Origin of the sequence: Oceanobacillus sp. Castelsardo, from assembly GCF_001659985.1 — a bacterium.
Lineage (GTDB): Bacteria > Bacillota > Bacilli > Bacillales > Amphibacillaceae > Oceanobacillus.
This window is the reverse complement of the sequence record NZ_LYCS01000005.1, coordinates 286218-300720: the sequence shown is the minus strand read 5'-3', so window position 1 is coordinate 300720 and position 14503 is coordinate 286218. Positions and strand designations below refer to the sequence as shown.

Genomic DNA, 14503 nt, shown 5'->3' with positions numbered 1-14503 from the left:
GCCAAATAAATCAGCGATCGTGGTCAAGATATCAGCTTTCACACCAGATATATCAATGATGATGGTTAAGATATCAGTCCTCGCGCCAGATATATCAGTGATCATGGTCAAGATATCAGCTTTTGCGCAAAAATATCAGTGATCATGTGAAGTTTTATGTTATTGGTAAATATGGATATTTCCATTTTCGTATTCATATTTGATTGAAAAGGCGTCTAATAGTTTTTCAAGTGCGATTCCATGAATATCTCGTTTTTCGAAAAAGGCTGCTTTATCGATAGTTAGTTCTGCTTTTGGAATGGAAGCTGTTTGTTTATTAAACGTTACATTATACGTGTTTTCGCTATCCTCTTGAACTTCCATTTTTAAATATTCTTCGACGAATTGTCTATCTACAAAAAGCTCTTCGTTATAGAAAAAAAGAAAGTCACGATAGGAAAAGGTTTCTTCAGCTGACGCGTTTTTCTGAACGGTAGATAGAAACACGTCTTTCTTCACATTTGTATGATACGCATTCGTAATTCTTTCATTTTCGGTGATGGCATAGTTATTAATTTTACGTCCTTCAGGTGCATTCACCAGATTGTTCACATCAAAATAATAAATCATTTTCACTCGCGGGTAGAGCGCTGGCAAATATTTATACATGCGCTGGATCTTCTCTACAGCAAAATCAACATGATACAAGCCATCGGTCACCGTATAATTCGTCGCGCCGAACTCGCCAATGACTATCGGCTTCGTATCACTAAATTTATTATAAACATAGTCCAGCAATCGTAATGGATCCTCGAAATCGGATAAATCCTCCAAACGATCGTTATGATAGACGACATTGTAAATATTGACCCCAACATAATCCACATACTCATCACCAGGATAATATTCCGCAATCGTATGTTCTGGCATCGTAAATACATTCCAAAGCATCATGACGTTCGGTGCTTCTGCTTCCATGACATCATGTACGAGCTTCCATTTTTCGATATGGAGTTTAGGGTCCCCAGAATAAGCAGTCCAATTCCCATTCATCTCACTCGCATAACGAAGTAAAATCGGCACACCAGCATCACGCGCATCTTTTGCAAATTGACGGAGATATTCATCATCTTTCACTTTATCTAGACCATCATTCGGCTCCCATGCAATTTGAGGAAATCCACCAACCGACTTCACTTCCTCCACCCACTCTTTCGGAAAAGGCTTGCCATAGCCAACATAACGGAAATAAGAAGCATGATCCTTCCCAGCCAGCTCATTAAACACATTCATGCTCGTATTAATGTACTCATCCTGGATAACATAGCCACCTAAATAAATACCGTCCCTTGGCTCGTACTTAGCAGGCGTAACATCCTCTTTATGTAAAAAAATCGTCGTCCCAATTTGCTGATCAAACGTTTGTTTTAATTGTTCAGCCGGACTAGAAAGAGCGATCGTACCAGTCTTTTCCGTGTAAAAGTAATCAACCTTCACACCTAGGAACTTTTCAATGTGCTGGTCAGGTAAATAGATGTTGTCATCTTTTGTGTGATACTTCTGTATGTCATCTTCTTTTGCATTACCATTTTGAATGGTTCCATTTTCATATTTCAATTGATTATCTTCATAGGTGATGGTTAATTTATTCTCAGTTTGTTCGACGTTAGATGTAAGTATCGTTTTTAAGTCCGAAAGTGCGATATAAACGTGACCATCTTGTTCGAAAGGGGCATGATCCATCTTATAATGATCCCCATCGAATACAATGTCACTGGAATAATTTCTAGGTTCCGTCTCATCGTCGTCCGTAGAAGCGGAAAACGATGTATCCATTTTCGTGATACCAAACGCGACCAACGCCAACACACCAATAATCGCCACAATGGAAATGATATATTTCTTCTTCATTCTTTTCTCCTTTCCATATTTAACATCCTAATCTATTTTAATGGCTTTTATACTTGGCGTCTGGATGTGGGGGAGAAATTTATGGAAAGTTAATAGTCTTTACATGGGGTTAATGGGGGATATCAGCAAACAAGCTGGTTATATCAGTATTCGTGAGCAAGATATCAGCAGAGGAGTTGGTTATATCAGTATTCGTGGGCGGAATATCAGTAGAGGAGGTGGTTATATCAGTATTCGTGGACAGGATATCAGCAACTAAGATGAATATATCAGCACACGCGGACAGGATATCAGCAATCAAGATGTATATATCAGTACACGCGGACAGGATATCAGCAACTAAGATGAATATATCAGTACACGCGGACAGGATATCAGCAATCAAGATGAATATATCAGCACGCGCGGACAAGATATCAGCAACCAAGGTGTATATATCAGCACTCATGGGCGGAATATCAGCTATCAAGATGAATATATCAGCACACGCGGACAGGATATCAGCAATCAAGATGAATATATCAGCACACGCGGTCGGAAAATCAGCAATCAAGATGTATATATCAGCACTCACGAGCAATAAATCAGCACACCCACACCCAAAAATCCGCTCACCTACACAAAAAAACAACCCGACCACACTCCACTCGCCACAAGCAAAGTATATCGGGCTGCTCTAATCACATATCACCAAATCAAATCAAACCAAAACTTCTTCTCTCTCTTTTTCCTCTTCTTCCACACCAGCAATAAACCTAGCTACATTCATACTAGCATTTCCGGTAGAATACTCATTCCATTCATCTGAAAACGCACGAACCCTGCCAAGGTCAAAGTCATCCTCTTTAATTGTGCGGATGATTTCGAATGTCGTGAAGACGACTGGGCCGGGCATTTGGTTTTCATAATCATGGATGAGGCCGTTCGTAATTTTGTATTGTTCCATGTCATATGCGAAGAAAATCATTGGTTTTTCGAGTAACGCATATTCGAATGGGATGGAAGAGTAATCGGATATTAAAATGTCTGTTACTAATAATAGGGCATTCGTTTCGGTGAAATAAGAAACATCATAGACGAAGCCTTCGTATTGTTCATAGTTTACTAGATTGGAAACAGCTGGATGTAATTTGACAAATAGAACATAGTCATCGGATAAATCACGGTAGAGCTGTTTTAAATCTAGTTCTAAATGATAGTTTTCTAGTTGTTCATGACGAAATGTCGGTGCATAGAGAATAATCTTTTTCCCTTGGATCATGGGATATTTTTCTATAAGCTCCGCATAAACATCATGTTTTACTTGTTCATTAAATAAAATATCAGAGCGAGGAATGCCTGTCCGAATAAATCGCTCGTCACTTAAGCCGAAACTATTTTGAAACGTTTCTACCATATTCTCTGAACCTACGATTGTGTAGTGGAAACGAGAATAAACTTGTTTAAACCGTTCAATCGCTTTGGATGTACGGGCTTCATTTGTTGGATCTTCTAGTCCGAATTGCTTCAGGGATCCTGCGGCATGCCAAAGTTGAATGCAACGAACGCCAGGTCTAAATTTAGTCACAGCTAAAAAGCCTTGATAATTATCTATTAATACAGTAGAAGCGGTCGCTAGGTGATAAATAGATTGAATAAAATCAAAAGGCTTTTTCACTTTAAAATCAAACGTTTGATTGATAGTTGAATCAAATTCATATTTACATTTTTCATCTTTTAATACGATTATTTTTTGGTTGTCTAGTTGTTTTAATGCCCGAGCTGTGTACATGATATTGTCCCCGAAAGAAGCTATACCAACGACTTTCTTCTCTTGGGGGAATAGTTTACATAGATTAAAAATAACACGGAAAACGAAAAGATAGAGATGTACTGCCAGTTCTCTAAGCATTGGCTTGTTTCAAATCTGCCTTGATTTGTGTAGTAGAGATGCCAACCGTACGTGGTAGGTAAACTACTTCACAGTGGTCCTTTAGAAAATCGAATTTACCTTCCCAGTCATCTCCCATAACAAATACATCTACATCATTATTTTTCACGTCGTCTATCTTCTGTTCCCAATTATGCTCAGGAATCACTTCATCGACGTAACGGATTGCTTCTAAAATGGCTTTACGTTGTTCAAATGTATAGTAAGCTTTTTTACCTTTTAACGCATTAAATTCATCAGACGAAATAGCAACTATTAAATAATCTCCAAACTCTTTTGCACGGCGTAGAATATTGATATGACCTGTATGAAGTAGATCAAATGTACCGTATGTGATTACCTTTTTCATTTATTAGACCTCCGTAAAATTATCTTGTCAGTATTATAACATATATATTTACATAGATTTCATTTTAGTTTTACAATGTTTTAACAATTTAACTATATGTATTATACATGGATTTCAACGAGATAGAAACTGTTACATTTTAGTAATCGTAAACGCTATCTATCAACATGTATAGAATAGCTTTCTAATAGCATTTATATTTGTTACAATAAATTGAATTTCATTATTTGAAGGGGTTACACCATGAAAAACTATAAAGGGGAATCTTTATTTCTTGTTCAATTATTTGTACTCGTGTTCTTTAATACGTTTCAGCGAAGCCAATTCGACGTATTGAAAGACATTGGGCTATTAAGTATTTATTTAACGTTATTTATTATGTTTCTATTTCTAATAAGAAGCTTTATTTATCATAAAGCAGGGCTCAATAATTTAAAAATGATTTATATCGCAATAAGTCTGCTTATATTTATCAACACGATTAGTTTTGTTTTTACAAAAAATGTGAACACAACTTATTTCATACAAGTTATCTTTCTATTCTTGTTTATTTTGGGATCGATTCGAATTAAGTGGGATATACAGAGTGTAAAGTTGTTCGGATATGTAACAAGTGTTTTCTTTCTTTTTATTTGGATTCACGGGTATGTATTAGATTTTCCGAACCGATTTGTGAGTATTTATAACAACCCGAATTATTTAGGGGTTCTATTATTTTGTATGTTGTATTTTCAAATCGTTTCCTGGAAATATAGTCATACCATTATGGAAAAAATCTATTTCTCCATCGTTATACTAGCTAACTTGTTTTTAATTTATATGACAAACTCTCGTTCCGTTCTGTTAGCAATATTGATTGTGATAATTGTATGGTTCATCTTACGTCATACGAAAAAGGTTTATTCCTATTTATTTTACGCTATCCTTCTCATTAATTTTGCGTTTCTCTTTACGTATACAAAATTAAAGGGTACGGAGTTGGGGAATTCACTGAATGAGTTATCACTCGAATATACGAATAAAAATCTTTTTTCTGGTAGAAGTGAGATTTGGGAACAGTTATTTATAAAGATTTCGGAAAAACCTATTTGGGGTCATGGAATGGGCATACGGGCGAGCGATATTATTTCTATCCCTTTAACAGCTCATAATCAATATTTACAAATCGTAATTGAAGTAGGCTTCATCGGCTTGGTTATTTTTCTTTTTTTACTATACACCGTATGGAAACTTTTATTGAAAAATAGGGATAATGACGTTGCCAAACTATCAGCTGCTTTCTTTATAGCGATTTTAGCCTATGAAAACTTAGAATTAACGTTATTCCAAAATAATTATTCAATCGCTATTCTCCAATGGCTTATCATCACTATCGGCATTAGTTTTAACGAGAATGTAAATGAAAAAAGCTAGTTGGGAGTTAAATAGGATCCATTAAACATTCCTTATAAAACCTAAAAAACACATGGATAAATGTTATCCATGTGTTTTCTATTAATATATTAAATTAATATAAGACGCGCTTACCCATCCAGAAGTACCATTGTATTTCACGTTGTACCATCCATTTGTTTCGGATCCTACAATTTGTACTTTAGCACCTTTTGGTAAGCTTCCTACTTTACCATAACTAGTGCTTGGGCCACTTCTGAAGTTCAAGCTAGATGAGTTAGTAGCCACTGTACCGTAAACACCATCTTTATAGTCACGATGATTCTCAAATTCTGGTACATCGAATAATGCGGTATAGCTATCTAGTAATTGATACACATCATATAAGCGGTCTGTTTGTGCTGTTGCCCACTGTACATGGGTTGCGTATTGTGGATATCCAGGGCTTACTGGATTCCAGCGCATTTTGTACAATGTATCTTGACCACGTTTGATGTAGCTATGAATGGAGCTTGCTCCGCCAATAATAGATTCTTCTGGAGAGAACCATCCTTTATCAAAAGCATATTTCGCACCACATTCTAACGCACAACCATCGTAAGCACCGTAGCCATACATGTTGTAAACCGTATGTTTCGTCTTAGAAGTCTTCGCTACATTTCCATTTGAATCCTTCGTTACTTTCCCATTCCCATCTACAGGAATACCAAGGGCTAATTTAGACTTACCATTGCCAGTTTCATGTAATGCATGAGCAATTAAATATGCTTCATTTATGTTGAATTGCTTACCAGCGTTGATAAAGTATTGTGCTGTTCCTTGTAAACTACCTGCAGTATGGTTAAGGATTTTTTTGTTTACTTCTGCTGCATCTAATCCAGCTGGGCCAGATAGAACTAAGAATTGGAAGAATTCATTTGTTCCTACTGGGAAGTTATTCGGATTAGAGTAAAATTCCACTTCTCCACGACTTGCATCAATCGTTCCTTGACCATTAGACTGTGGATCAGCATCCATTTGCTTATCTACCATTTCTTTAAAGGAATAGTCATAATCCGTAGTCATCTCGAAGTCCCCAACGGTAACATCGTTGATATGGATATATCCGTATGTCGGTTTTCCGTTAATATATACTTTCGCTTCATACCATTCGTTTGTAAATGTTTCAAATTTCAAAGTCGAACCGAAAGTATAATCTTTTAGAACACCTGATGACTTCGAAGCATCTCTATACACGTTAGTTGGATGTTTTAATGCGCTACCTTTTAATGTCTTAGGATTCTTCACCGCATTCTCTACCTGACGTTTATCAATATAACCAGTTTTCTTTTTGCCATTTACATAAACCGTAGCTTCGTAAAAAGCAGATGAGAAAGTTCTATACTTCAATACGGAACCTTTAGAGTATGATTTCAAAGTGCTTGCGTTTGTTGAAGCTTTGGAGTAAATCTTCGTAGTTGTTTCAGCGATTCCCTCAAGATTATCTTGAGATCCTCCGACTTTTTCAACATGAGATTTGTGAATATAGCCTTTTGTTGGTTTTCCTTTAATATAAACTGTTGCTTCATACCAATTGGATGTGAAAGATTCAAATTTTAGAATCGTTCCTTGCTCATAAGATTTCAGAACCTTTGAGCTAGTTGAAGCATCTTGGTAAACATGAGTAGGAATCTTTAATCCAATTCCATGGTAAGTTGTTTGTTTACCTACTGCATTTTCAACATGACTCTTGTGAATGTAACCAGTTTTACGCTTCCCATTTACGTAAACCGTAGCTTCATACCAGTTGGATGAAAAGGATTGATATTTAAGGACAGAACCTTGTGAATATGATTTTAATGTTTTCGATCCAGTGGAAGCTTTTTGGTAAACTTTAGTAGGACTTTTTAATGCAGTACCATGATAGGTCGTTTGTTGATCCTTAATATTCTCAACATCACTTCTATGGATAAATCCATTTTGCCACTTACCGTTCACTTTAACGGTTGCTGTATACCAGTTAGAGGAGTGGGATTCATATTTAAGAATGGATCCTTGATCATAGGATTTCAATACTTTCGAATCTCTTGATGTTTTTTGGTACACATTTGTTTTGTTTTTTAAAGCAACGCCATTGTATGTAGTTACTTTTTTACTCATAGTTGCGATAGATCTCTTCTGGCTGAGAGTTTCTTTTTTTTCGGCGATTTCTTCTTCTTCTTCAGAAACAGACTCATCATTTTCTATTTCTTGTTTATCTACTTCTTTCGTCTCATCTTCTTGTGGATCATTCGATTCATCAAGTGATTCTTGAAGTTCCTCTTCAGGCAATTCTTGGCTTTCTTCTGTTACTAGTTGATCCTCTTCTACTTGTTCTTCTGATTCCGCATCAGATTGTTCTTCTTCAGTATCTACTGTGTCTTCATTTTCATGGATACTATCATCTTCTTGACCTAATTCGTCAGTTTCATTTGTAGGTTCTTCCGTAATTTCTTCGTTTTCTGATGAAGTTTCAGAGGATAATTCATTATCGTCTAACTCGAGGAAGTCATTCGATACGAATCCTAGAAATACTTCTTCTGTTTCTTCATCTGTAAATTCGACTTGAGAGTATTCTTCCAATGTTTCTAAAACAATGACTTCTTCATTATTTGGTAATAAAATGAGTACGTCACTTGTATCAGAAGCTTCTTCAAATAATGGAATTTCTTCATTTTCATCATTTGATAGAATGATAGATTTTTCTGGTGGATTGTCTTGTTCAGTAGTCGTCATTGCGAAAACGGGTGTACTTACCATATGGAACACTAATACAAAAGCTGACAAAAAGAGACTAATTTTTTTAAATATCTTTGATACCCCCCAATGATGTTGTCATATTATGATGAGTTTAAAGTAGATTTCATGATACACCTCGAAACTATGAGTTTAACATTCCATATTATCTCAGAAATGGGACTAAAAGTTAAGTAGAAATATATAGAATTTAGTAACTTTTTCCTATTTGTAAATAAACTCACGAAGTTTGAATATGACAAATGGAAAGGCTATAATATAGATTTGTAGTATTATAGAGTGGAAAGTGTTTCAAAACAAGTCGATTGTTTATGTTGGTAGGAAGGGAAGAATAAAGATCTTTCCCACCTAAATAAGTACAACTAAGGTATTCGCCAAAAAACTTGGTGAATCTTAAGTTTTCTAACGATACTGCATATTCTTGATAAGAGAAGAGAAACTAAACTAAAAATGATTATAGGGGTTTTTGTATGATATTACGATGGGTAAAAAATAGAATTACGAAAAAGAAACCAAAGCCAAAACTCAAACAAAAGTTAAATATTACTCAGAATGCAAACGCTCTTCACATTTCTGGAGTGTTTCGTAGAGAAGATTTTACTGCTAAAGAACTATGGTTATTCTCTCGTGATGAAGAAGTGAAGAAGTATCAAATTGCGGAAATAACTCCTTCCAATGAGTTCAATTTCGAAGTTTCACTAGAAAAATTAATGGATTTGCTTAAGGATAATGATGGGGAGACATTCGACTGGTATTTCAAAGTTCGAACCCTCTATGATTCCATCACTCACTCAAGGAAAGAATCCGATGATCTAAAGTTAGTAGAGATAAATGATGTCCTCTATGTGGAATATTTTATTCGTCTAGGAAGATTCCAGGAAACGAAAGTCGATGGGTTAGAGTTCTACAACCAAGATGATAGTTCGCTTATGAATTACATATCAACTAAAGGGAATCTATCCGTCATTGTGAATGCTGAACCAGACACGCCGATTCGACTGCAAATTGATAAGGTAAAGAAGAACCATCAAACACTACGACTGGAAGGGAAAATATTTTCACGAAATTCGAATATCCAGGATGGGCAAATCGTTCTAGTTGGTCGGGATACGGATTATCATTTAACCTCGAGTGAACTTACATTCCATAAACTTCAAGAACAAGTAGAGAAAAAGTATGGTTTGAATCGCTATACATATGTTGCGAATATAAACTTGAAGGAAATGAATCAAGGTAAAGTATTAGATGATGATGTTTATGATTTATTCTTCAATCTAAATGTTCACGATAAAAGGGAACCGAAAATGGTTCGGATTGGTAGACCTACCTTTAGAGCGAGACTGTTCTTAAGAGAACTTTATGCCAAAGATAAAAACGAAGCCATGGTTATCAACCCTTATTTTACATTTAAGAAATTCAATTTATCATTTGAAGTATATAAATACCCGATTGACACGTATCAATATATGCGCCGGGTTATGCGCTGGTCATGGCTACTTAGACTGAAGAATCGGAATAAAGATATTTGGCTCGTTGGGGAAAGAACCTATAAGGCACAAGATACGGGATATGCTTTCTTCAGACATATGCGAGAGAATTATCCTGAAAAGCAGGTTTATTATGTAATTGATCCAGATTCTCCGGAAAAACGTAATGTAGAGAAGTTTGGAAATGTTATTGATTATCGTTCTAAGAAACATATTTTATATACGTTACTAGCGAAAAAAGTTATTTCATCGCATCATCCTGATTATTTGTATCCAATTCGTACAGGCACTTTTAAAAGGAGAGTGAAAGCAACAAAAGTCTTCTTACAGCATGGGGTAATGGGTACGAAGAATATGGTAGCGAACTATGGGAAAAGTGCTGCTGGATTTGATACGGATTTATTCATCGTAAGTTCTGACTTTGAGAAAGAAATGATTGTTAATGATTTCGGCTATCATCCGAAAGAAGTTTTTGTAACAGGGCTTTCTCGATTCGATACTCTATTTAAGAAAGATATCGAGATAAAGAGGCAGATTTTAATTATTCCAACGTGGCGTGATTGGATTGTAACAGATGAAGTATTCTTAGAAAGTGAATATTATGAGCGCTATGAGCAATTAATTAATAGCCCTGAATTACATGAACTTTCCAAGAAACAAAACTTTGAGATTCTATTTTGCTTACATCCGAACATGCAGAAGTTCTCCAAGTTCTTTGAAAATGATGCTGTAAAAGTGATTAATCAAGGGGAAGTTGACGTACAGCATCTTATCAAAGAGAGCATGCTCATGATTACGGACTATTCTAGTGTTGGATTTGACTTTAGTTTCCTTCACAAACCGGTTATTTACTACCAGTTTGACCGTTCTCGTTTTATCGGAAAGAGACCGTCTCATTTAGACTTGAATAATGATCTTCCTGGTGAAATTTGTTATGAGAGTGAAGAGATTCTAGGGTTGCTTGAAAATTATGCGAAGAACGACTTTGCAATGAAAGAGAAATATATAGCACGTGCGAATAAATTCATTAAATATCGTGACACTTCGGCATCCGAACGTATTTATGAAGTTGTGAAAAATAATGAAGTGAAAAAACGCGTGATTGATAATCCGAAGCTAGATATGTTGTCGAAAGCACTCTTTAATAAATATAGAAAGAGTAAATACTATTTCCCAACGATGAAGTTATTCTTTAAAGTAGGTTCTAAAGTTATTCCGGTGGATCCGAAATTAATTGTGTTTGAAAGTGGAATTGGGAAGCAGTTTGGGGACAGTCCGAAAAATATTTATGACGAGATTAATCGCCAAGATTTGGATTATAAGAAAGTGTGGATTTACAATCGAAACCATCGTTTTAATGATCCTGATACGAGACGTGTGAAACGATTAAGTCCAAGTTATTATTACTATTTACTACGAGCAAGGTATTGGGTAAATAATCAAAACTTCCCAACGTATATGAAAAAACGTCCAGAAACGACTTACTTGCAAACGTGGCATGGGACACCATTGAAGAAAATGCTTTTTGATATTGAAGAAGTCCATGGTCGAAGTGATGATTATGTTGAACGTGTAGGAAATGCCGTGAAGAATTGGGATTACCTCATTTCACCTAGTGAGTATGCAACAGAAGCCTTTAGAAGTGCATTTCACTATGATGGAGAAGTATTAGAGTATGGTTATCCTCGTAATGATATCTTTTATCAAGATAATAAAGAGGAAATTGCTAGCAAGGTTAGAAATACCCTTCAAATCGAAGAAGGTAAAAAAGTAATCTTATATGCACCGACATTCCGTGATGATCAAACATCGAAGAAGAATAAATTTACATTTGATATCAATATGGATCTTCATAAAATGAAGGAATTACTAGGTGACGAATACGTTATTTTACTAAGAATGCATGTAGTCGTAAGTAATAAAATAAGGATTGACGAGGAATTAAAAGGCTTTGTCATTAATGCATCCAAATATCCAGATATTCAAGAATTGCAACTATTAGCAGATGTATTAATAACGGACTATTCATCTGTTATGTTTGACTTTGCGAATACGGGTAAACCAATTCTATTCTACACCTATGATCTGGATAATTATCGTGATAATTTAAGAGGTTTTTATATGGATTTTGAAAACGAAGCACCGGGTCCCTTAATTTATAATACAGAAGAAATTATTGAAACTGTTCAAGATATTGAAACAATATCAACTAAATATGAAAAGAAATATTCACAGTTTCAGGAGAAGTACTGTTCCTTAGATGATGGTTTTGCTAGTAAGAGAGTTGTCGATAAAATATTTAAAAAGAAGTAGTAAATGTATATAATTGTTCATGGTTATAAGATACCTATTAATGATGATAGGTATCTCATTTTTTAAGTAATGGGTGTGATGTCATGAAAAGTAAAGTCACTAAAATAGTTCAGAGAACAATTAAGGTATTAATTTTCCTGTTGGGTAAGTTTCCACCAAAAAAGAATCAAGTCATATTTGAAAGTTTCTTAGGAAAGCAATATAGTGATAATCCTCGAGCAATTTATGAATACATGGTGAAATATAAACCAGAATATGAACTGTATTGGAGTTATGATCGTAGACATAAAAAAGTGTTTGAAAATAAAAATGTAAAGGCTGTTAGAAGATTTTCACCTAAGTGGATTCTAATCATGGCACAATCAAAATATTGGGTATCAAATAGCCGCTTGCCATTGTGGATACCTAAGCCAAAACATACTATATATTTGCAAACATGGCACGGTACACCTCTTAAAAGATTAGCTACCGATATGGATGAAGTTCATATGCCCGGAACAAATACGGTTAAGTATAAAGAAAACTTCATAAAAGAAGCAAATAAATGGGATTATTTAATATCACCAAATCGTTATTCTTCAGACATATTTAAAAGGGCTTTTCAGTTTAATCAATCCATGCTAGAAACAGGCTATCCTAGAAATGACTTCTTGATTAATAGTAATGATGATACGCTAACTGAAATTAAGGATTCCCTTGAGCTACCTAAGAATAAAAAAGTTATCTTATATGCCCCGACATGGAGAGATAACCAATTTTATGCGAAAGGTAGATATAAATTTGATTTACAAATGGACTTAGATCGATTAAAAAAGGAATTAGGAGATAATTTTGTTATATTATTAAGACTACATTATCTTGTGGCAGAAAACATCGATTTAACAGCTTATAAAGGATTTGTTTATGATTGTTCTAGTCATGAGGATATTCGTGAACTTTATCTTATTGCTGACTACTTAATTACCGATTATTCTTCTGTGTTTTTTGATTTTGCTCTGTTACAAAGACCAATGCTCTTTTTTGTATATGATATAGAGGAGTATAGAGATAAATTAAGAGGCTTTTACTTTGACTTTGAAGAAAAGGCTCCTGGTCCACTTCTAAGATCCACAGAAGAAATTATAAGTGAAATAAAGAAAATAGAGAAAACAGGGTTTGTTCCAACTGAAACTATCGAAGAGTTCTATAAGAAGTTTTGTTCTTTAGAGGATGGTCAAGCTACTAAACGAGTGGTTGACCAAGTATTTCAGTAAAAAGGATGTTCAAAAAGTCCGGTGAAAATGACACTTCGCATTTCTTCGTTGGCTTGCTTTTCGGATACTCACGTATTAATTGTATACGTTCCGTTCTTAGAAAACTTGGCGTTCGTCGTGCCCTAGTTGCACTTATGCAGAAACGCCTTCCTTTCTGCCTCAAAGCTACGCCGCCTTGAACTGCTCGGTCATTTTCATCCTTCTTTTGAACACGAACTAAAAAGGATGTTGAAAATGACAGTAAAAAAGGCAATTATTCCCGCAGCTGGACTTGGGACACGTTTTTTACCAGCAACAAAGGCAATGCCAAAAGAAATGCTTCCCATCGTCGATCGTCCTACAATTGAATATATTGTAGAAGAGGCAATTAATTCTGGAATAGAAGATATTATTATTGTTACAGGAAAAGGAAAAAGGGCAATAGAAGATCATTTTGACAATGTATATGAGTTGGAACAAAACTTAGTTCAAAAAGAGAAATTCGATTTATTGGAAAAAATAAGAAAATCTGCGAATGTAGAAATACACTACATTAGGCAAAAGGAACCAAAAGGTTTAGGACATGCTGTATGGTCTGCGAGAAAATTTATTGGAAACGAACCATTCGCAGTTTTACTTGGTGACGATATTGTTCAAAATGAAATTCCTTGCTTAAAACAGCTTATAAATGAGCATGAAGAAACGAATTCCTCTATTATAGGTGTTCAACAAGTACCTGATTCAGAAACTCATAAATATGGTATTATTGATCCGGAATCAGTAGAAGGAAAACGATATAAAGTAAAGAGATTTATTGAAAAGCCGCCAAAAGGGACAGCGCCTTCTAACCTAGCTATTATAGGACGATATATTTTAACACCTGAGATTTTCCACTTTTTAGGTGAGCAAAGTATTGGTGCTGGCGGTGAAATACAATTAACGGATGCAATTGAGAACTTAAATAAAGTTCAAGAAGTTTATGGGTTTGAATTCGAGGGAAAAAGATATGATGTTGGTGAAAAATTAAGCTTTATAAAGACAACTATTGAATTTGCTTTAGCAAGAGACGATTTAAGAGAACCATTATTAGAGTACATTGAAAGTATTAAACCGAACTTAAAAGGTTAAAAAATGA

The 14503-nt window shown here is 35.1% G+C and carries 8 protein-coding genes and 1 pseudogene; 5 read left to right on the top strand and 4 right to left on the bottom strand.

Features of this window, described 5'->3' with window-relative positions; translation table 11 throughout:
* Positions 1-159 precede the first annotated feature (159 nt).
* Positions 160-1890, bottom strand: a complete 1731-nt coding sequence (locus A9178_RS19175; protein ID WP_068675330.1) for a glycoside hydrolase family 26 protein — start codon at positions 1888-1890, stop codon at positions 160-162.
* 152 nt (positions 1891-2042) lie between these two features.
* On the opposite strand from A9178_RS19175, the gene A9178_RS11335 reads away from it, so the two are divergent.
* The gene (locus A9178_RS11335; protein WP_068675328.1) at positions 2043-2570 is read left to right on the top strand and encodes a hypothetical protein; all 528 of its coding nucleotides are present in this window, start codon (positions 2043-2045) and stop codon (positions 2568-2570) included.
* A gap of 20 nt (positions 2571-2590) precedes the next feature.
* Here A9178_RS11335 and A9178_RS11330 read toward each other — a convergent pair whose 3' ends face one another.
* Positions 2591-3661 (bottom strand): CDP-glycerol glycerophosphotransferase family protein, encoded by a 1071-nt coding sequence (locus A9178_RS11330; RefSeq protein ID WP_231889833.1) that lies wholly within the window; start codon positions 3659-3661, stop codon positions 2591-2593.
* A 112-nt stretch (positions 3662-3773) separates the two neighbouring features.
* The gene (tagD, locus tag A9178_RS11325; RefSeq protein WP_068675324.1) at positions 3774-4169 is read right to left on the bottom strand and encodes a glycerol-3-phosphate cytidylyltransferase; all 396 of its coding nucleotides are present in this window, start codon (positions 4167-4169) and stop codon (positions 3774-3776) included.
* 243 nt (positions 4170-4412) lie between these two features.
* Here tagD and A9178_RS11320 point away from each other — a divergent pair, with 243 nt between their 5' ends.
* A complete protein-coding gene (locus A9178_RS11320; protein WP_068675322.1) occupies positions 4413-5582 on the top strand; it encodes an O-antigen ligase family protein in 1170 nt (389 codons plus the stop codon).
* Between the two features lie 81 nt (positions 5583-5663).
* On the opposite strand, the gene A9178_RS11315 is transcribed toward A9178_RS11320, so the two are convergent.
* Positions 5664-8339, bottom strand: coding sequence for an SH3 domain-containing protein (locus A9178_RS11315; RefSeq protein WP_156520758.1), 2676 nt, complete (start codon positions 8337-8339; stop codon positions 5664-5666).
* Between the two features lie 467 nt (positions 8340-8806).
* On the opposite strand from A9178_RS11315, the gene A9178_RS11310 reads away from it, so the two are divergent.
* The 3 genes and pseudogenes from A9178_RS11310 (at position 8807) to galU (ending at position 14496) form a co-directional block, all read left to right on the top strand.
* Positions 8807-12136 carry a CDP-glycerol glycerophosphotransferase family protein gene (locus A9178_RS11310; RefSeq protein ID WP_068675318.1) on the top strand — a complete coding sequence of 1110 codons (3330 nt, stop codon included), beginning with the start codon at positions 8807-8809 and terminating at the stop codon, positions 12134-12136.
* Between the two features lie 101 nt (positions 12137-12237).
* Positions 12238-13389 (top strand): annotated as a pseudogene (locus tag A9178_RS11305) (CDP-glycerol glycerophosphotransferase family protein); the annotation flags it as partial.
* Positions 13390-13623: 234 nt separating this feature from the next.
* A complete protein-coding gene (gene galU, locus A9178_RS11300; protein WP_068675314.1) occupies positions 13624-14496 on the top strand; it encodes a UTP--glucose-1-phosphate uridylyltransferase GalU in 873 nt (290 codons plus the stop codon).
* Positions 14497-14503: the final 7 nt, after the last annotated feature.